Below are 19,655 nucleotides of genomic sequence, written 5' to 3'. Positions count from 1 at the left end.
ATACCTAGCCTAACCCTCATTTATTTCATATCAAGCATAGAAAAAAAATCACCCTGCTGCCGCATACAAAGCGACATAGAGTGATTTCGAGGACAGCTGCTTCTCATTACAACAAATTCAAAAGCGGTTCATACACGCCATATAGCAAAATATAAAATGCCGCACCTAGTGCCGCACCGATATATGCTCCATTCAAACGAATACGCTGTAAATCAGTCTCGACTTTGCTTTCGATAAAATGTACAAGCTTCTGCTCGGTGAAGCTGTCGAGTGTCTTGCGAACGATGATCCCAATAATCGCATGTTCCGTATCGATCATCTTATGAACAAACTTTTGCACATATTGCTCCAGCCAGCCCTTTGTTTCATCATTTGCCTTGAACCATTCCCAATAAGATAAAATAAACTGATTGATCAGTTCTTTAATATCCGATTTATTAACGGAATGTTTCTGCTGTACTGCAAGCTGCAATCCCGGTTCACTAACTAGCAGCTGTCTCAAATTACCTAATAACGCTTCAATGGAGGGCAGCAATGAGATTTTCTCGATGACTTCATCTCTCCACTCATTAACAGCAGCCGATACGTCCTCGCGATTTTGCAAATTATCCGCCAGCTGCAATACCATTTCCTCAAGTAAAACGCGAAGCTCATGCTGAGGATTACGCAAATCATTAATAAGCAGCTGCAAATCGTCAAATAACACATTTGCAGCATCGTCGAGATTTAGCGCATTCGTTGATTCTGCGACTTCTACTGCCATTTTCTTGAGCCACTTAGAGAAAATGCTTCCTTGGTTAACGAACTTTTCTTTTTCCTTTCCAAGCAGCTCTCGAATAACGACCTTCGTTTGTTCATCTGCTGCACGAACCGCTGCAAACTCAACGATTTGACTGATCCAGCTTTGGAAATTACCTTTGCTCATAACCCACTTGAGCGCCTTGCCAGCGTAAGGAGACAAACTGACCTTTCCTAAGCTTTTTCGAGCTCTCTCATCTAAAAGAATAGAAAGCCCTTTAATGTCCAGCTTAACAAGCAGTCCCGATACCAGCTTCCAGCCCTGCTCCGCAAGCATACCGCTTGGACGCCGGTCGATCCATGAAATACCGATCTCCACAAGCGAAATTTGCTTCACCTTATCTTTTAATAAATCCTTGCTAAGCAACTGCTGCTCGACCATATTCGCGACGCCTTCAATCAGCTTATCTCGGTTTTTGGGAATAATCGCAGTATGCGGAATCCACTTCCATCCAAAAGGATGGCGGAACAACACCGTTACAGCGAATAAATCCGCCAATGCTCCTACAAGTCCTGCTTCCGTCGTGTAAAGCAACATTCGAGTCCACCACTGATCTGGGAAGACATATAAACAACAGGCTGCAATAATGAACAAGGCGGCGAGCAGTATTAAGCTGCGGTTTGCTTTTTTTCTCATAGCCATTTAAGCAAGCCCTCCAATCCAAAAAGTCGCTAGATGAAGGACAACGCCAATCATTGCACCGACTCCGATTCCATTTATTCGAATATATTGCAAGTCACGTCCCGCTTTATCTTTAACGAGCTCGATAAGCTCTTCCTCCGAGAAGCTGTTCAGCTTGTCGGTTACCATATGGCCAATGTAAGAATGCTTATTTTCCATCCACTTCAGCACGGTCGACTTCACGTATTGATCAAGTCGTGTAAGCAGCTCTGTATTTCCTTCAACAAAGTTTATGCCTTCGCGTACTTTGTCTTTGATCCATGGATAGCGAACCTGCTGCCCTTCCGCGTTCTCTGCCGCTGTAATCCGAATGGACTCTAGTCCTCGCTGTATGAAAGCATCCAACTTAAGATCATCCTTTATCGAATTAAGCAGACTTGTTTTGCCCTCTTCTATCTTGTTCCGCAATGATTCGTCCGTACGAAGCCTCATTACAAACTGCTCGATATAAGCTTTAATTTGCTTGCGCTGCGGATGCTCTTCGTAATGGAATTTCTGTAAAAAAGAAACCAGCCATTCCTGCAATCTTCCGCTAATATTCGCTGATTCCAGCCCAGCGGTGAAATCAATCAGTTTTCTTCTAAACTTATCACCCTCATAGGAACGAATGGCAGAATTCACAATTTGATCAATGACAGCGCCAAACGGTGCTGATTTTACAATTTTTATAAGCTCCGGAATAATAAACTCGATGATGCGATCATCGTAACCGTTCTTGATTGTCCAATCGCCGGCATCGGCAGCAATATCCCCAACAGGTATGGCATCGGCATGCTCAAGCAGGAAGGTCTGTACGGTTCTAGCCAGCTCCTGCAAATCAATCGTCGTAATTACATCGTCAGCCACCTGCTGCAAAATGTCATTCACGCCTTCTTCGCCGCCATGCTGCTTCAAATAAGTAACGAGAACGTCTGCGATGTTGTATTCGTCCAGCCTTTCCCTGATGTTCGGGATGGTCAGCAGTTCATTTTGAACCATCTGAACGAGCTCACCAATCAAGCGCTCCCGATTCCGAGAAATAATGTTTGTCCCCATCCAGACAGGCCATTTGATGCTCAATGGATTTCCAAACAATGCGCTGACCGCGAAGGAATCAGCCAGCCCGCCAATCGTTGCTGCGCTAAATAGAGAAAATAACAGTCCTCCGACAAACGTATCGTGAAAGGGAAACGCCGCTAATATTCCGATAGCTGAGAAAAGCAGCGCTAAATCCGCTTTCTTCTTAATACTGAATTTGTTCATACACAAGCTCCATTCCTGATGATCGTTCACACTAATTATCCCATATCTATAGGGTGTGAAACAATGGAGTTCCAACATCGCGAAATAATACATTAATCCAGTTACAAAAAAATAGGACAGAGCAGCCATAAAGCTCCGCTCAGTCCTATTTTCATTTGCTCATGTATTTCATTCATTTAACGTGGAGTCTACTTATAAAAGGAAGAGATCACTGTCCAATCTTTATCCGTTAGCTGATTGATCTGCCAAACCGCAACACCGCGCAGTCCAAAATCTTTCGCTAAACGCATTTTGGCTTGAATGCTTTGCTCATTCTCATACCAAAGCAGGTGCGAGCCTCTATCATCAGTAAACGTGATTTGATTCAAAAAGTACGGCAGCGCCATGACAGATTTTGTACCGGCAGCCTCTAATCGGCTTTCTACTGCGGCAATCGACGGTGAGCGGAAAAATTCAACGGTTCCGTCTGCCTTTGTTGTCCATTGGTTAGCCTGTTTGGATATACCTAGCAGCAGCTTATCTGCTGGGATATACGAAAGTATATCACGTACAGAATCGCCCACTAGTGTAAGCGGAGCAGATGGAAGCCCGTCTTCTGCATAGGTAAACTCATAGGCCATTAGGACAACCTGATCCGCTAGCTCGCCTATTTGCTTATAATCATAGCCATTATAATAATAGGATGGCGGAACGACAACGGTCAGTGATACTTCATTGCTTAGGTTTTCCTTAATGCCACGGAGCAGCTCCATGAGCGGCTCTTTGTACGTTGCAGGTATAAGACCCTCAAAGTCAATTGCTACCCTGTCAAAACCGTACAAAGGATTAGCCATAACCTCACCTACAGAAGCAGCAAATACTTTGCGAGCTTCAGCGTCCAACAAAAATTCGCCTAGTTTTGACAGTGTAGTATTCCCAAAGATCATTAACGTCTTCGTAGACTTGCTTGCTTCTGCTGCAGTAATGGTCTGCTTCCAATCACTCGGCGGCGAGAAGGCAACGGATGCTTTACCTTCTCCTTGGTAGTTAAGCTTCGCCCAATCAAAGATAATTTCATCAGTCGATGCGAATCGTTCCTGTTTTTTGTAAGGTCCGCCCGCAGCATAAAAAACTGAAACCTCAAGCTGATGTTCTTCACTGCGGTAGCCTATCATTCGATCCACAATGGCTGCTGCTTCGCGGCGCGATAATGATTTTTTCGGAAGAAATAAGCCTTTATTGTCACCTTGCATAATGGAATCCGCATACGTCCTTAGTACGTAAGGAGCGAGCACCTTATCCATTTGATTCATATCTCCAAAGGAGGCTTGCTTGCTAGCTTCCTGCCAGCCAGTTTCTAACCACTGCTGCTTCTCTTCTGCGGTTTTTCCTTGCAGCAGCGCAAAGGCAGTTAAAGCCGCTACTTCCTCACGCTTGATGCTTTGACTAGGACTGAATTTCCCATTAACGATAAGCAAATCCAACCAGCCAGCATCATATGCCGACTTAATAAAGCTATAGGACCAGCGATCTTTGGCTACATCAGAGAGCTGTGCTCGCTTCTCTTTATCTATCACTGGTTTAACAGATTCTACTAACAGCTTAACGAACGCCTCTCTCGTAAGCTCAGCATTCGGCCGAAACGATCCGTCCGCATATCCAGAAACGACGCCTAGAGCGACTAACCGATAAATAGATTCGGCCGCCCAATCTTTCTCCGGCACATCGCGATAAGGTTTTAATTGCGCATCATAAGCAAACGCCTGCATCACTGTTCCCATCATGAACAACATTAAAATTCCAATAAGCATTGTCGTTTTTCCCCGTAATCTCACGACATCCCTCTCCCTTTAAGAGTATAGCTGCTACTCTATTTAATTATTCGATAGAATCATATCCTATATCCCATAAAAAGTCTAACAGACCCAAGTTATGGTGGGTTCGGCAAAGCAAAAAGGACCACACCGAGTGAGGTCCTTTTTGCATCTAATTCAATTCAACGAGCTGCTTACTGTTGACTTCCATTTGGACCTTGGTTTTCCTTTTGAGCGCCGCCTTTGCCTTGATTCTCAGAAGGACCGCTGTTGCCTTGGTTGTTGGAGTTGCCTCCACCGATTCCTTGATTGTTGTTTTGGCCACCGCCAATGCCGCCGCCTTTACCACGGTTTTCTCCTTGGCCTCCGCCAATGCCGCCGCCTTTACCACGGTTTTCTCCTTGGCCACCACCAATGCCGCCGCCTTTGCCACGGTTTTCTTCTTGGCCTCCGCCAAATCCGCCGCCTTTGCCACGGTTTTCTTCTTGGCCTCCGCCAAATCCGCCGCCTTTGCCACGGTTTTCTTCTTGGCCTCCGCCAAATCCGCCGCCTTTGCCTTGGCCTTGACCTGCGCCTCCGCCTGCACCGCCACCTGCTCCGCCGCCTGCTCCGCCACCTGCACCGCCACCAGCTCCGCCGCCTGCACCGCCACCTGCTCCGCCGCCTGCACCGCCACCTGCTCCGCCGCCTGCACCGCCACCAGCTCCGCCACCTGCTCCGCCGCCACCTGCTCCGCCGCCTGCTCCGCCACCAGCTCCGCCGCCTGCTCCGCCACCAGCTCCGCCACCTGCTCCGCCACCAGCTCCGCCGCCTGCACCGTTACCTGAACCGGTACCTGCACCATTACCAATTCCTTTTGCTTTCACATTAGATTTCGCTTTGCTCTTAGCTTTCGTTCCTGTTTTCTTCTCAGTATAGGAATAGGAAATCGATTGAAGAGTTTTTATATCTACAGCCCCTGTTGAAGGCAAGCCATGTGTTTTTTGATAATATTTTACGCCGCGGACCGTAGATGGCCCATAACGACCATCAATCTTGCCTGAATAGCTGCCAAGTGATTTCAGCATGCCCTGAATTACATAAACGTCCGGACCTTTTGCATTTTTACCAATTGCATGTCCAACATTGGCCATACTGAACATTACAGTAATTGCGAGCAGCGCTGCACCTATGTACCTTGCAGCAAGCCTCCCAATCTTATTGCTTTTTTCATTCGTTCCTATTGCATCTTTCTTTTGTTGCATGCAAAATACACCATCCTTTTTATTTATTAATTTTAACACCCACTTACTATCCCCAATTATTTGATTTCATCCCATACTCATTCAAAAAAAAAATCAGATTACTGAAGAAGCCATTGCTGTAACCACGCTGAAAGTTTGCTGAAATTACTGTAAAAAAGGTGCATCCTTTGCCTAAAAGATCAATAATAGATGGGTATACTTTGAAAGGGGGTTTGAACATGACATCCTTTAGAGGAATTAAAATATTGCTTGTTGATGATGAACCGAATATCGTGCAGTTTCTAGAGCTTGGATTGATCAATGAAGGGTTTGAAATTCGAGTCGCTTTGGATGGAGACTCCGCACTTCAGGAAGCAATTGCATTCCAGCCCCATGTCGTCATTCTTGATGTGATGATGCCTGGACTAAACGGATTTGAAGTGTGCGAAGCACTTAGGGCAGCAGGAGATAATATGGCTATCATCATGCTGACTGCAAAGGATGAGGTTGAAGATCGCGTAAAAGGTTTAACGCTGGGGGCAGACGACTATCTCGTAAAGCCATTCAGCTTCAGTGAGCTGCTTGCACGAATAGGCGCAAGGCTTCGTAACCAGTTCCCTAATTTGCTTGGAGAAGCCGTTTATGGACTTTTTCGACTAGATGACCGCCGTAAGGAGCTCGTCTATATGGAACAGGTGCTTGAGCTTTCACCTACCGAATATGAGCTGCTGCGTTTTATCATTTTGAACAATGGTGTCGTGCTCAGCAAATCACTGATTTTGGACAAGGTGTGGGGCTATCAATTCGGCGGGGAAGAAAATATCGTCGAAGTATATATCCGCTCGCTTCGTGAGAAATTAAATGACAAAGAGCATCGACTTATTCGAACACTTCGGGGTGCTGGCTATCGGTTGGACTTGCCATGAGCAAATATAGATTAGCTTCAATGTCTCAGATTTTTGCCCCTCACTCGCTCCGTTATCAATTATTATTCCGCTCCCTGCTCATATTAGCGGTCTTATTTCTGTTGATCGGCGTTCTTCAGTACATTTTTATGAAGGATTTTGTTTTTCAGAATAAAGCAGAGTCTTTGCAATCACAAATTATGGCAATGCCGATGGAATGGTTTACTGACGGCACTGTCCCGCCGGATAGACCGCAGCGCGGCCCGCGAGATTCACCAATGTTCTACCAACCGGGCTTATCTATCGTCCTTATCGATCCAAGCGGTGTCACGACTGACTTATCCAAGGATACCGAGGTGAACGCACCGCTTCTATCCGCAGAGGAATATGAGCAGATTAGAACTCAACTTCAAGCGCATAAAAAAATCGAGTATAAAATAATGAGCAACGCAGAAGGAATTGAGCAGCTCGTCGTCTACCGAATGGCTGGACCGCCAAACAAAACTCCGAGCATCATTCAAGTGAGTACCGTTACAGACTCCCTTAAACAGCTGCTTTTGACTCAGCTAGCCCTATTCGCTGGACTGTCCATACTCGCACTTGCAGCTGGACTCGCACTCTATTTGCCTCTGCTTCGCCGTACACTTCGCCCCTTGTCACGCGTTGTTACAGCCGCAGAGCATACCGATGCGGACAGCTTAACCAAGCGAATTCCAACTAGCCAAGGACAAGAGGAAATTGATCGATTATCCGATGCATTTAATGGAATGCTTGAGCGATTGGAGCATTCATTCGAATTCGAACGAAAAACAACTGCAAAGATGCGTCGTTTCGTGGCGGACGCCTCACATGAGCTTCGCACGCCGCTTACTTCAATCCACGGGTTTCTTGAAGTGCTGCTGCGCGGAGCTGCTGCAAATTCTGATCAGCTTTATCGTGCTCTCAACAGCATGTTTCTCGAATCTAATCGCATTAACAAGCTTGTTGAAGATTTACTCGTACTGGCGAAGCTGGATCAAGACCCGCAGCTGCAGCTCGCTGACACTAAGCTAGATGAGCTTCTGATAGAGATGGAGCCGCAATTGCAATTGCTCGCAGGCAGCCGTAAGATTTTGTTTGATCTCGCTCCTCATATCAGAGGCCAATTCCACGCAGACAAGCTCAAACAGGTCATATTGAATTTATTTCTAAACGCTGTACAACATACCGATTCAGAATCAGGGTTGATCCGCATCTCGCTTGCCCAGCACAATAATCAAGCTGAATTAATCATTTCTGACAATGGTTCAGGCATTCAAGCTACACATTTACCCCATTTATTCGAACGCTTTTACCGAAGTGAAACTTCTAGAACACGGAAAAATGGCGGTGCCGGTCTTGGTCTTGCCATTACAAAATCGATTATAGATGCTCATAGAGGGACAATTACAGTGGAAAGTCAACTCGGAGCAGGCACAACATTCCGAATTTTGCTTCCTACTAGTCCGCTAAATCCGAGCAATATGCAATATTAACCCTAGAAACAGCTGTAAGATGCTGTACTTAAAGTCACTTCCGGTATTTTATGCCCCACTTTAATACGCTGTTAGAACATATGCGTGCTTACAGCTCTTTTTTCACCGTGAGCAGACGCCGCAGCAACTCTGTAAGCACATAGATGTGCTTACAGACAACAAACTAAGCCGTTTCTTACGCTGTAAGAACATATACGTGCTTACAGCTCCATTTCCTACTTCGTTCATACGCCGCAGCAACTCTGTAAGCACATAGATGTGCTTACAGACAACAAACCTAGCCTTTTCTTACGCTGTAAGAACATATACGTGCTTACAGCGATCATTTGGATGTAGGCAGGTGGGTTTGAAGGCTCTGTAAGAACGCATGCGTTCTTACAGGTACTCAGATAGGTTAGTTTTGGTGCTTTAAGAACATATACGTGCTTACAGCGATCATTTGGATGTAGGCAGATGGGTTCGAAGGCTCTGTAAGAACGCATACGTGCTTACAGCCATCATTTGGATGTAGGCAGGTTGGGTGGCGGGCTCTGTAAGAACGCATACGTTCTTACAGGTGCTCAGATAGGTTAGTTTTGGTGCTTTAAGAACATATACGTGCTTACAGCGATCATTTGGATGTAGGCAGGTGGGTTTGAAGGCTCTGTAAGAACGCATACGTTCTTACAGGTGCTCAGACTAGTTAGTTTTGTGGCTGTAAGAACATATTTGCGCTTACAGCGATCATGCGGACGGAGGCAGGTGGGTTGGCGGGCTCTGTAAGAACGCATACGTTCTTACAGGTGCTCAGACTAGTTAGTTTTGGTGCTGTAAGAACATATACGTGCTTACAGCTCTTTTTTTACCGTGAGCAGACACCGAAATTTGCTTACCCACAATTATCTTAAGCAAGCAACTATAGACCAAACTAGAAGAAAGGCGACACAGGAATAAGTCCCTGTGTCCTTTCTTCATTTAAGTCAATTAGCTTTTTATTGGGCAGGCTACTGCTCTGCTAACGCCCGCTGAGCAAGTCCGTTTAGCGTGATATCATCCATCGGCGGATTATGTAAGCCGGCACGAACATCACGATACATTCTCTCAAGCGGCAGCTTGCGAGACAAGCTAGCTCCGCCGACAATTCTCATTGCAAGGTCAACAATTCGAACCGCTGAATTAGTCGCCACATATTTAACTAGACTGAGCTCCGGCTTTAATCCACTTCGTCCCTCCGGTTCCTGATCCCAACGATCTGCCACGCTGTAGAGAAGGGTACGCGCTGTTATAAGCTCCGCTTCCATCTCTCCAATTTGCCGCTGAATCGTTGGCAGCTCAGAAATCGGACCAGGTAAGCTGTTCGGTCGGTAATTCTTCGCAAAGTTTATAGCAAAATCACGAGCCGCATGCGCGATTCCGATATAGCATGCAGGAATATGCAGGAGCGTACCGCCATCGAAAGGAGTCTCGCCGTTTCGTTTAATTACCGCTCCAATGAGGGTGTCCCCATCGGGCACAAACACTTGATTCAGAACAAGGTCATGGCTTCCCGTCGCTCGCATGCCGAGCGTATCCCATGATTCTTCAATAGTTATTCCTGTACCCATTGGAATTAAAAACTCGCCTACACGATTTTCTTCTTCCATCCATGCAGACACAGTGAAATAGGTTACATCCGGACTGAGCGTGCTATATGTCTTACGTCCGTTGATTAAGAAGCCTCCAGCCGCTTTTATAGCTGTCGTTTCCGGCTTCCCGCCTCTGCTAGGACTGCCCGTTGCACGCTCGCTGGCAAAATGATTGATCGTAGCGCCTTTACTGACAACCTCCTTGCAAAAGCTCGCATATAAGTCTTCCGGCCATGAACGTTTTATCCGAAGCTGCATTACCCGTCCTAAATGCCAGCCAGCGGCAAGTGCCGTAGAACCATCACCGCGTGCCAAATGATCCTGTGCAAGCACGAATTCATATAAAGAAGCCTCATCCCCGCCGTATTCCTTCGGCACAGTAAGTTTCAAATACCCGAGCTCCCGCATATTTGCAAAGTTGTCATGAGGAAAGGAGCCCTCCCTATCGTGCTTCTCCGATCTCTCCGCAAACATGCTCGCCAATTGGTCCGCAGTTGCGACGATCGCAGCATCCCGTTCATTGCGAACGAACCGATCCATTTGTCCTATCAAATACATATGACTGTCACACCTCCAATCCCGATGTTCACAAATATATCGAAATCGTTTCTATTTGTTTACACTCTTCTTTCCAAAATATCAATTATGGCCGTGTGCCCTCTCCGTTTAGCCCATGCAAGCGGTTGTGCCCACAGTTGATCTACTGGCAGGCTTGGATTTGCGCCTTGGTTCAGTAAATACTGGAACATCTCCACTCTCCCATATTTCGCTGCCCAACCGAGCGGCGTAGAATTGTATTCTTCATCGATCGTATTTAGGTCTGCTCCGAACTCAATAAGCAATTGAGCAAACGCTAAGTTTCCTAGATAAGCAGCTTTATGGAGATAGGTAACACCTAGCCAATTGGAATGATTGGGATTAGCTCCCGACTTTAATAGAAACTTAACCATTTCGGCTCCTGAATCAATGGCATATCCCATATAATTATTCGCGTACCACGGGCCGTTTAATTCCGCTCCGCTGCGAATAAGCATTTTGACAATTTCCAAATAGCCCTCCCCCGCAGCCATACACAATGGACCGTAGTCACCGCCTGTATTAACCAAGGCTGGATTAGCGGCAATGATCTCTCCTACCAAATCCACTCTTCCCATAGAACAGGCCGAATCCAAACTCATCGATGCTCCATAAGAATAGAGCAATTTGGCCAATGAATGGTTGCCTCTACTTGTAGCTATGTATAGACAATTACCACTAGATTCTACTACGCCGTTCGGATCCGCTCCATACTCTAGCAGCAGCTTGGCACAATCCTCATAATTGCCCTTAGCGGCAGCCCATAGCGCGCTGCCATGCGGAGCATCCTTTTCTTCCGCATTCGGGTCGGCTCCCTGATTAAGCAATAGATTAACCGTAACGGTATGCCCATATTTGGACGCATAGCCCAAGGGCCTTTTGCCTACCGAGTTTTTTGCATTAACCAGCGATGGGTCCTTTTGTAGAAAGGAAGCTACCTGCTCGGTATCTCCAATTGAGGAGGCCATCCATATATCATATGCCGCCCCGCGAGCTACCAAATATCCACCGAGGAACCATTCATTACGCATAGCCTTTTCACTTAAGTCCCGATTGCTTCTAAACCAGTAATCCCCTTCGAAAACAACTTGTAAAGGTGTAGCCCCATCCATTCTCTTTGCAGACAGATCCGCACCTCGATGAATCAGGCTGTCGATAAGCGGAAGATCTCGAGTAAGCACTGCCCAGTGGAGTGGGGTATTTCCCCGCTCATCACTTGAATGTATCATTTCCGGCGATGTGTCCAATACCCTCAAAGCTTCCTCTTTCTGCCCTTTAATGATCAATTTCATAAGTTCGCTTCCACCAAGTGACACATTATAATTGTGCGTAAGTTGCTGATTTATAATATTTACGATTTCTTCGTAGCCTCGATCTTTTGCCTTTGTTAAAGGATCGTCCGACCATCCTATTGGACTCTTTGTTAATTCCGCTCCATGCTCCAATAAAAGTTGGACTGCTTCTGTGTGCCCTGACCTAACGGCAAAGTGTATCGGCGAAAAATATCCCCAAACGCAGTTAGCAAGCTCCGAATCTTCATTCAGCTGTTCTTTCAAAGATGCGAGATCTCCACGAAGAGCAAAGACAAACATGTTTCTCTTGTTTTCTTCAATATCCGAAAGGTCATAGCCGTTAAACGCATGTATCCGTTCCATTTTCATTCCTCCATGGATGAATTAATCGTTTTATGAAAGCTACTTATATTTCTGATTATAAACGTAAAAGACCCGAAAGATGGACACTTTTTTCAAAGTGACATTCTTTCGGGTCTTTGTTCATAAGGTCATCTATTCCTCAATCTGTTTAATGATTCTGGCAGGGTTTCCGCCAACTAAAACGTTGTCTGGAACGTCTTTTGTAACGACAGAACCGGAGGCGACCACAACATTATTGCCTATAGTAACGCCAGGGTTGATGACGGATCTTCCGCCAATCCAGACATTGTGACCAATCTTTACCGGTTTTCCATATTCTAATCCCGTTATCCGCACCTTTGCATTCAACGGGTGAGTAGCTGTATAAATGTGTACCCCTGGCGCAAGGAAACAATTATCACCGATTCGTATTTCACACACATCCAAAAATACACAATCAAAATTCGCATAAAAGTTTTCACCTATATGCGTGTTGTAGCCATAATCACAACGAAAGGTTGGTTCAATGAATAAATTTTCCCCTGTTGAACCGAATAACTCTTTAAGCAGCTCTGTTCTTTTGTCAACTTCTGTTTCAAGTGTTTGATTGAATAACCGTGTTAATCTACGAGCGTTTATAAATTCTTTTCGTAATTCCGGATCGCTTCCGAGATAAAGCTCACCATTCAACATTTTCTCTTTTTCCGATTTCATTCCGTACCACTCCATTTCGAATTTCACTCATTACCCAAGGATAGTCCGCTCTAAATCTTCGCTCCAGAAATCATTAGATCTAGTCCGAGATGCTGTAATCCGTGTAAATAATCTTGTTTCAAATCGCTTATTGTAAGCTCCGGCAAATGTTCTTTCGGGACGTAAGCTGCGCTTCTTCGTGCTACTTGGTCTTTAAATGACGTGTTCATTTCATCGTTGCAAAAAATAATCGTGTGGGGGTTTATTGTCGCTGTAAAAGAAGCTACCAACCGACTAATAGCATCAATCTTTTTCTCTTCATACTGATTTGCTGTTTCCGCACCGCTCGCACTATCCAAAGCTTGCAGAAAGTTTTTGTCATCATACTGAGGAACGAATGCGACTTCCCCAGAGAAAAAGGTACTTCCTCGCACCACATTTCCATTAATCATAATGCCGGCTCCGGGACCATTTTGACCTAAATACAAGTAGACCAAGGAGGGATTGTCTTGATTATGGCTATTATTGTATCCAAGGACTGCTGCATTCATATCGTTCTCTACGACTACAGGTATGGATAAACGCCCTTCGAAGTATCCCTTCAAATCAAAATTATGAAAGCGCTCGTAGCTCGGAATATATATAATTCGACCATTATTAACCGAACCAGGAACACCAATGGCAATCGAACTGATTTTAGGATATTTTAAAATGATGGTTTCAATATGATTAGTTAAGCTTAAAATATCATCCATAAGGACACTCGAAGTATGACCTTGCTCTTTCACTTCTCCTACACAATTAAAAATGGTATAGTTTGTTTCTGTTTTTTCCAAAAAAATAGCTAATCCGAGCATATACTCTGAATTGTATACATACCTTTTTGCTCTTCTGCCACCGCTAGAGTGATCTAGACCGACTAATAGCAGCTCCCCGTTCTTCTCCATTTGTGTCAGGAACTTGCTAATCGTAGGGAAACTTATCCCTAATCTTTGACTCAATTCAACCTTCGTTGCGCTCCCCTCAGCTAGAAGCGCTGTACGAATACCATGTAGGATCACTTTCTTCAATTCTTTCGGAGTTGCAAGTAACTCATTCAACATGTTCACCGCCTCATAGCACCATACTTATTAAACATGTTCAATAAGTCAACCTGATAATAACAGAATTTTTGAGCAAAGAAAAGAATCGAACAAATGTGGTTCCCAAATTCACTAGGCAGTCGAATGTTCTTCCGATCGCTGGGGGGCTTTCCCTTGCCCACAATCTGCTAAAGAAATTAGCGATCGATTAAAAACGGCCATGCGGGCTTAGACCTGCAGGGCCGTTTTCGTGATAGTTCAAGGCGACTCAATCGTAATAACTTAAAAAGTTTACTCCTTTTGGGACAGCCCCTTCAATTTTTCAAATATATGTTCTACAACACATGATTCCACTATCGTGTCCAAGCTCAGCATTAATCCCTGTCATCATGATCATCTTGATCATCTTGGTCATCATCGTTATCATCGTTATCATCGTTATCATCGTCATTTAAGTCATCATCATATTCGATCGAGATCAGCTTGCCGCCTGACGCAGCGAGTTCCACCTCGGCAATCCCCTTGCTTGTTCTAATCTTTACTTCGATTTGCTTTATGTCATCGTCCCATTCGGTTTTCGTGCTCACGATGTCGCCTTGAACCTCAGCAACTGCCATTTTTTTCGCTTGCTCAGCCGTTATTTCTTTTCCACTGCCAGTTGAAGTATCAGTAGGATTGGATGGAGTCGATGAAGTTTGTTTACTACTATCATCGTCATCTTCATGTATCGAAACAACCTTGCCTGTTACGGCATCCACGTCGATATCGACCTCTCTCCCCTTACCGTCTGACTTGCGAACTTCAATTTCATAAATAGCTGTCCCATGTTCGCGATCCAGCTCCACTTCCGTTATATGACCAGGTACAGCTTTGAGTGCAATCGCCGCAGCCTTCTCTTTGCCAATGTAGGTTCCAGCCGATTCCGCAGCTACTGCTGCTCCCGCTCCTCCAAGTACAGCGATGACTGCTAATCCTATAATGATGCTTTTCTTTTTCATTCAAATCCATCCTCTCTAATGGCTATTCTCTTCTTACTTCTACACTTTACCCGTGTAATCTAAGAGAAGCATTACAGCAACATTAGAATTTGATGATAAAATAAGTTAATCATCATTAGAGGGATCGTCATCATCCCAAGTAACAGATACGACAGAACCAGATGCTGCATGCAGCTGTACGGTCGCTTCCCGTCCGTCTACGGTTTCTATTTCAACGAAATAATACCACTTCCCCCTCGAGTCCTCCAGTTCGACTTCCTTTACGCTGCCTTTCACCTTTTTGAGTGCCGTATCGGAAGCCTCTTTTTCCGTCAATATTACAGAAGGATTAGACGTTGGCGACGGATTTGGTGAAGGTGTTGCTTCAACTAGCGGCGGAGCAGGAGTAGGATCTTGCTCTGTACCGGCTTGATTCGAATCCGGATACCTCTCCAGCATTCGGATAGAGGCGATTACCGCTTGATCCCGATCAACCTTCATCTCATAGAGTCCTTGCTTGTTTTTCAATTGGATCACATAGCCATCTCCCTGCTCGGTAACGTCCAAGATATCCCCTTTATAATAATTGAGTACAGTTTGGCGTGCAGCTTCTTCCGAGACGTGGCTATCTTTATTGGCATCCCACTTCCATAATGCGGTAATCACCAGTACCGCTGCAAGCAGTAACAGCGCCGCCGCCCACCTAGTCCATCTGTTCTTTCGAGCAGTCATATTTCCCCTCCAATCCCTTTTTGCCATAGCTTACATGTTTAACATTACAATATAATGAGAAAGTTAGAATATTCACCTCGCTGCTGAGCTTGTCTTAGGAAAGGATACGACAGCTGAAGTCCCTTTGCCTTCAACACTTTCAAGCGAGATCTGGGCTCCTAACGCATGTGTGATTTCTTTGGCCAGTGACAATCCAAGACCCGCTCCTCCTACAGTTTCCGTACCTCTATTCCGCGCTTCATCTACTCTGTAAAATTGCTCAAACACATGCGGCAATTGTTCCTGCGAAATGCCGATGCCGCTATCAACGACCCGAATACAACCGGCACCTTTTGTGTCGACATCTATTTGGACGAATATTGTGCCGCTGCTATATTTGCGTGCGTTATCGAGCAATATAAATAATAGCTGCTTCAATTTGTCAGCGTCCGTCATGATGGTTACTTGTGCTTCTGCGAAATCTTGCACCACAACCTCACGATCATAAGCGAGCCTAAAGCTGGAAACCGCTTGCTCCGCGAACGGCAGCAAATCCGTCTCCTCCATAGCCAGCTTCCATTGCCGATGCGGGATCGCAAGCAGCAGCAATTGCTCGGTCATTCCTTTCATTCTTACAGCCTCCGAGTGGATAGCCTCCACCGACTCCAGAAACAGATCGGGACGATCGAGGCCTCTGCGTTTCAGCAAGCTGGAATAGCTTTCAATAATCGTAAGCGGCGTCTTTAGTTCATGGGAAGCCCCTGCGACAAACATTTCCTGCCTTGCAAAGCTGTTCTCCAATAACCCGATCATCTCGTTAAAGGTTTCACCCATTTGCATCAGTTCATCCTTGGAGCGACCATTCTGCTCTAGCTTGACGAATCGGCCGCTGCGTGCAACTTCCTTCATCGTGCCGGTCATCGCTGCGATCGGCCTCATAATCAAGCTCCCAAGCAGCCCGCTGGATAACAAAGCGATGACTACAACAACCGCGGACACGACAACTAGAACAAGCCGCAGCATGCGCAGCAAAGCGATCTGTTCTTCCATGCTCTGCACAACTTGCACATTTATAACCCCGCCATCCGAAGCAAGGACTGGAATAGAAACGAACCCATAGCTTTTGCCTTCGATGGTTATCCATTCAACCTGACGCTCTGAATAAAAAACGGGCTTTCGCAAGCTCAGCTCTGTCTCGGAAGCTGAGGTTACCATCGGCTCGTTGCCAGAATTCGCTTCCGTTATAACATTAATCATTCCATCAAGCGGAACGTAGGCACGGAGCAGCTCCACCGTCGTCAAACGATTATCCGAAGTCCGGATTACATCAGCTGCTTGAGTCGTCTCCGCGGCCAATTGTCCCAGCTCCCGATTGATCGTCACTTTGTAAAAAACAAAATATACCGAAACGTTGGCAGCAATTAGAAGCCCCGCGAATAAGACTGACGAATACAAATATATTTTACTTCTCAGTTTCATGGCTTATCTTTCAGAACATATCCGATACCTCTGACCGTATGAATAAGCTCATGACCAAAGCCTTCATCGACTTTTTTACGAACATACCTTATGTAGACATCAACGACATTCGTATTGCCAGCGTATTCATAACCCCATACCTCAGCTAAAATTTGATCGCGATTTAGCACCAGCTTTTTGTTGCGGAGCAAGTACGTTAACAAATCAAACTCACGATGCGTTAACTCGATGCTGCGATCGCCGCGCAGAACTTCTCTCGTCAGCGGATTAAGCCGCAGATCATCAGCTTCAAGCCAGCCCTCTGATATATCTTGAGCAGTTCCCCCGATATTCGAGCGCGTCGATGTTCTGAATGCTGTGCGTATTCGAGCAAGCAGCTCCTCGATCTCGAACGGTTTGGTTACATAATCATTGGCGCCGAGATCAAGACCCGATACTTTATCCTCGACAGAGCTTTTGGCGGTCAACAGTAGAATCGGAGTATGGTTGTCAAGTGCGCGTATGCGCCGCAGCAGCTCGATGCCGCTAATGCCCGGCAGCATAACGTCCAATAGAATGAGATCGATCCCTCCCTCGCGAAAGACAGACCATCCCTCGTTTCCACTTTCAGCCAGCAGCACGCGATACCCCTCACTCTCCAGCTCGATTTGCAGCAGTCTGGCGATTTTCCGTTCATCCTCGACGACCAAGATCGTATCTTCCATGCCCATCCCCCTCACTAGTGCTGAATCACAAACTCATCCCGCTATTCATCAACTTAATCTCATTTTAACAAAAAACCTTGGATCCCATGCATTAAGCAATCTTTCAGCATGCCTTAAGTTTATCATTAGTAAAAGCCCGTGCAATAAAAGAAGATCGCTCCATCTCGCCCCTATGGGGGATGGATAGCGATCTTCATTGTTTTACCTCACATAACTGCTCACGGGAAGATTGAATAATCAATCTTCCCGTGAGCTGGTTCTTACCATTCCCAGGGCATCTTCACCGGGTAGCCGATTTTTTCGGTGCGAAGCAGCTGCTTCGAGCGTTCCGGAAGATTCTCGTAAACCTCCGTTGGAACTTGAATTTGGTAGCCGCTGCCGTACCAGTCTCGGTTGTAGATCAGCGCGATGTTTGTCCGGCGGTAATCCGAACGGTTCGGCGTGCCGCGGTGCCACATACGGATGTCGCGGATGACGATGGAGCCGGCGGACATATATACTTTCTCGGAAAGCATGTGCTCGGCAGCTCTCACAATATGCATATGCGGATTGATCACGCCGCCCAGCGTATCCTGGTTCGCGCGGTCCCCATGCAGATGTGTTCCGCCCGGCCATATCTCCAGCGGTCCGTTCTCCTCCGTCGTATCAACGAGCGGAATATTCATGACGAGACAGAACGGGGGCAGGGCAACAGACATGTCCGGGAACAGCGGATTAATGTCGCAATGAACGGCTTGATAGTCCGAACCAGGCATCGGTGTATCGGATGCGAAGTAGCTCAGCTTGCTGTATTCACCGAGCAGTCCGTCGATTACGGACATCGCGATCGGATGCTCAATGATAGAGGAATCGCTGAAAGGTTGTTGGAACGGCAGATGCATCTGCGCCCGATTAGTACCGGTGTTGAATCCTTTCTTAGTGATGTATTCGTCGAACATCGGATCGAAAGCGCCGCGCAGCTCATCCATTTGCTCGTCACTGTATACTTTGTCGAACACGATATAGCCGTTTGCTTTCACTTGCTCGATCGCAATTGCGAGCGTTTCCGGGTTGAGGCGGCCATTTTTAATTTCCTCGGGTGTCAATTTGATTTTCATAGTGTACCTCCGTTAATTGTAGTTTTATGAACTGGACTGTCATTTAGAATAAGCGACTGGGAAATAGTTACTGTCGAATAATTGCCCCTCTTTGGGACGGGGACCTAGCAGACGGATATTGTCTACGTTATGGCCGCGGTTCTGGTAGGCTGTGCCGCGGGGCATCAGATGAGCGACAACAGACAACCGCGGATGCTCGGAATAGTTCTGGCCCGAGCCGTGAATCGTCAAGGAATGATGGAAACTGGCCTGACCGGCCTTCAGTGTCATAGGCACTTCCTTCCACTCTCTCCCCTCGCCCTCAAGCTTTGACTTGACAGCGTCGAGATCCCGGTTGAAGAAACCGTCACTCCCTTCAAGCAATCCCCATTTATGGGAACCTGGGATAACGGACATGCAGCCATTCGTCAGATCAGTATCCTGAAGAGCGATCCATGCTGTGACCAGATTGTCCGTATTCGTACATTGCCAGTATACATAGTCCTGATGCCATCCGACATTCCCCAGCGAAACAGAGCCCTTCTCGCCGGTGCCTGTACCCGGTTTGTAAATAATCTGATCATACCACAACCGCGCTTCAGTGCTGTCCATCAAACCGGCGGCGATTCGACCGAGCACGGGATCCGTCACTGTCCCCCGGATCACATCGTTGATCCACCAGGTATTATCGATTTTTCTAAGCTGATTGGGATTGCCGTTCGGCACCCATTCTCCCAGCGGATAACCGTCACCGTCGTAATCGGAAGACCATACGCGGTCATGGGCTTTGCGCATGGCCTCGATTTCTTCCTCATCGAATAGGACAGGACTGATCCAGTAGCCATTTTGCTTGTAAAATTGCTTATCGTCCTGGGTTACAAGTTCAAACATATCCTTCATGGCTTCACATCCTTCATTTTCTTTGCAGCGGCGTTTCCATACCTGTATTGTAGTATTCATTC

General features: G+C 46.2%; 16 protein-coding genes. 2 read left to right on the top strand and 14 right to left on the bottom strand.

The window, feature by feature from the left end:
- Positions 1-106 precede the first annotated feature (106 nt).
- The 4 genes from AC0YN6_RS10910 to AC0YN6_RS10895 form a co-directional block, all read right to left on the bottom strand.
- The gene (locus tag AC0YN6_RS10910; protein WP_475746811.1) at positions 107-1,441 is read right to left on the bottom strand and encodes a DUF445 domain-containing protein; all 1,335 of its coding nucleotides are present in this window, start codon (positions 1,439-1,441) and stop codon (positions 107-109) included.
- Positions 1,442-2,722, bottom strand: a complete 1,281-nt coding sequence (locus AC0YN6_RS10905) for a DUF445 domain-containing protein (RefSeq protein WP_475746809.1) — start codon at positions 2,720-2,722, stop codon at positions 1,442-1,444. It lies immediately after the preceding gene.
- A gap of 188 nt (positions 2,723-2,910) precedes the next feature.
- Positions 2,911-4,536: a glycosyl hydrolase family 18 protein gene (locus AC0YN6_RS10900; RefSeq protein WP_475746808.1), complete on the bottom strand. Its 1,626-nt coding sequence runs from the start codon at positions 4,534-4,536 to the stop codon at positions 2,911-2,913.
- Positions 4,537-4,709: 173 nt separating this feature from the next.
- The gene (locus AC0YN6_RS10895) at positions 4,710-5,759 is read right to left on the bottom strand and encodes a peptidoglycan-binding domain-containing protein (RefSeq protein ID WP_475746807.1); all 1,050 of its coding nucleotides are present in this window, start codon (positions 5,757-5,759) and stop codon (positions 4,710-4,712) included.
- Between the two features lie 218 nt (positions 5,760-5,977).
- On the opposite strand from AC0YN6_RS10895, the gene AC0YN6_RS10890 reads away from it, so the two are divergent.
- Positions 5,978-6,664 carry a response regulator transcription factor gene (locus AC0YN6_RS10890; RefSeq protein WP_475746806.1) on the top strand — a complete coding sequence of 229 codons (687 nt, stop codon included), beginning with the start codon at positions 5,978-5,980 and terminating at the stop codon, positions 6,662-6,664.
- A complete protein-coding gene (locus AC0YN6_RS10885; protein ID WP_475746805.1) occupies positions 6,661-8,157 on the top strand; it encodes a sensor histidine kinase in 1,497 nt (498 codons plus the stop codon). Before AC0YN6_RS10890 ends, AC0YN6_RS10885 begins: the two co-directional genes overlap by 4 nt.
- Positions 8,158-9,140: 983 nt before the next feature.
- Here the strand turns inward: AC0YN6_RS10885 and AC0YN6_RS10880 are convergent.
- The 10 genes from AC0YN6_RS10880 to AC0YN6_RS10835 all read right to left on the bottom strand — a co-directional run bounded on the left by AC0YN6_RS10880 (position 9,141) and on the right by AC0YN6_RS10835 (position 19,653).
- A complete protein-coding gene (locus AC0YN6_RS10880; protein WP_475746804.1) occupies positions 9,141-10,319 on the bottom strand; it encodes an acyl-CoA dehydrogenase family protein in 1,179 nt (392 codons plus the stop codon).
- 59 nt (positions 10,320-10,378) lie between these two features.
- Positions 10,379-11,992 carry an ankyrin repeat domain-containing protein gene (locus AC0YN6_RS10875; protein WP_475746803.1) on the bottom strand — a complete coding sequence of 538 codons (1,614 nt, stop codon included), beginning with the start codon at positions 11,990-11,992 and terminating at the stop codon, positions 10,379-10,381.
- Between the two features lie 132 nt (positions 11,993-12,124).
- Positions 12,125-12,685 (bottom strand): maltose acetyltransferase domain-containing protein, encoded by a 561-nt coding sequence (locus tag AC0YN6_RS10870; RefSeq protein WP_475746801.1) that lies wholly within the window; start codon positions 12,683-12,685, stop codon positions 12,125-12,127.
- A 50-nt stretch (positions 12,686-12,735) separates the two neighbouring features.
- On the bottom strand, positions 12,736-13,764 hold the full coding sequence (locus AC0YN6_RS10865; RefSeq protein ID WP_475746867.1) for an ROK family transcriptional regulator: 1,029 nt from the start codon (positions 13,762-13,764) through the stop codon (positions 12,736-12,738).
- A 356-nt stretch (positions 13,765-14,120) separates the two neighbouring features.
- Positions 14,121-14,744, bottom strand: coding sequence for a PepSY domain-containing protein (locus tag AC0YN6_RS10860; protein WP_475746800.1), 624 nt, complete (start codon positions 14,742-14,744; stop codon positions 14,121-14,123).
- Between the two features lie 105 nt (positions 14,745-14,849).
- Positions 14,850-15,455 carry a PepSY domain-containing protein gene (locus tag AC0YN6_RS10855; protein ID WP_475746799.1) on the bottom strand — a complete coding sequence of 202 codons (606 nt, stop codon included), beginning with the start codon at positions 15,453-15,455 and terminating at the stop codon, positions 14,850-14,852.
- A gap of 72 nt (positions 15,456-15,527) precedes the next feature.
- Positions 15,528-16,913: a HAMP domain-containing sensor histidine kinase gene (locus AC0YN6_RS10850; RefSeq protein WP_475746798.1), complete on the bottom strand. Its 1,386-nt coding sequence runs from the start codon at positions 16,911-16,913 to the stop codon at positions 15,528-15,530.
- On the bottom strand, positions 16,910-17,617 hold the full coding sequence (locus AC0YN6_RS10845) for a response regulator transcription factor (protein WP_475746796.1): 708 nt from the start codon (positions 17,615-17,617) through the stop codon (positions 16,910-16,912). Before AC0YN6_RS10845 ends, AC0YN6_RS10850 begins: the two co-directional genes overlap by 4 nt.
- Before the next feature lie 260 nt (positions 17,618-17,877).
- Complete coding sequence (locus AC0YN6_RS10840) at positions 17,878-18,714, bottom strand: phytanoyl-CoA dioxygenase family protein (protein ID WP_475746795.1); 837 nt, start codon at positions 18,712-18,714, stop codon at positions 17,878-17,880.
- 39 nt (positions 18,715-18,753) lie between these two features.
- Positions 18,754-19,653, bottom strand: coding sequence for a phytanoyl-CoA dioxygenase family protein (locus tag AC0YN6_RS10835; protein ID WP_475746794.1), 900 nt, complete (start codon positions 19,651-19,653; stop codon positions 18,754-18,756).
- Positions 19,654-19,655: the final 2 nt, after the last annotated feature.

The organism is Paenibacillus sp. J22P15, assembly GCF_056269345.1.
Note: the sequence above shows the minus strand (reverse complement) of the source record. Positions and strands in the feature narration are given on the sequence as shown.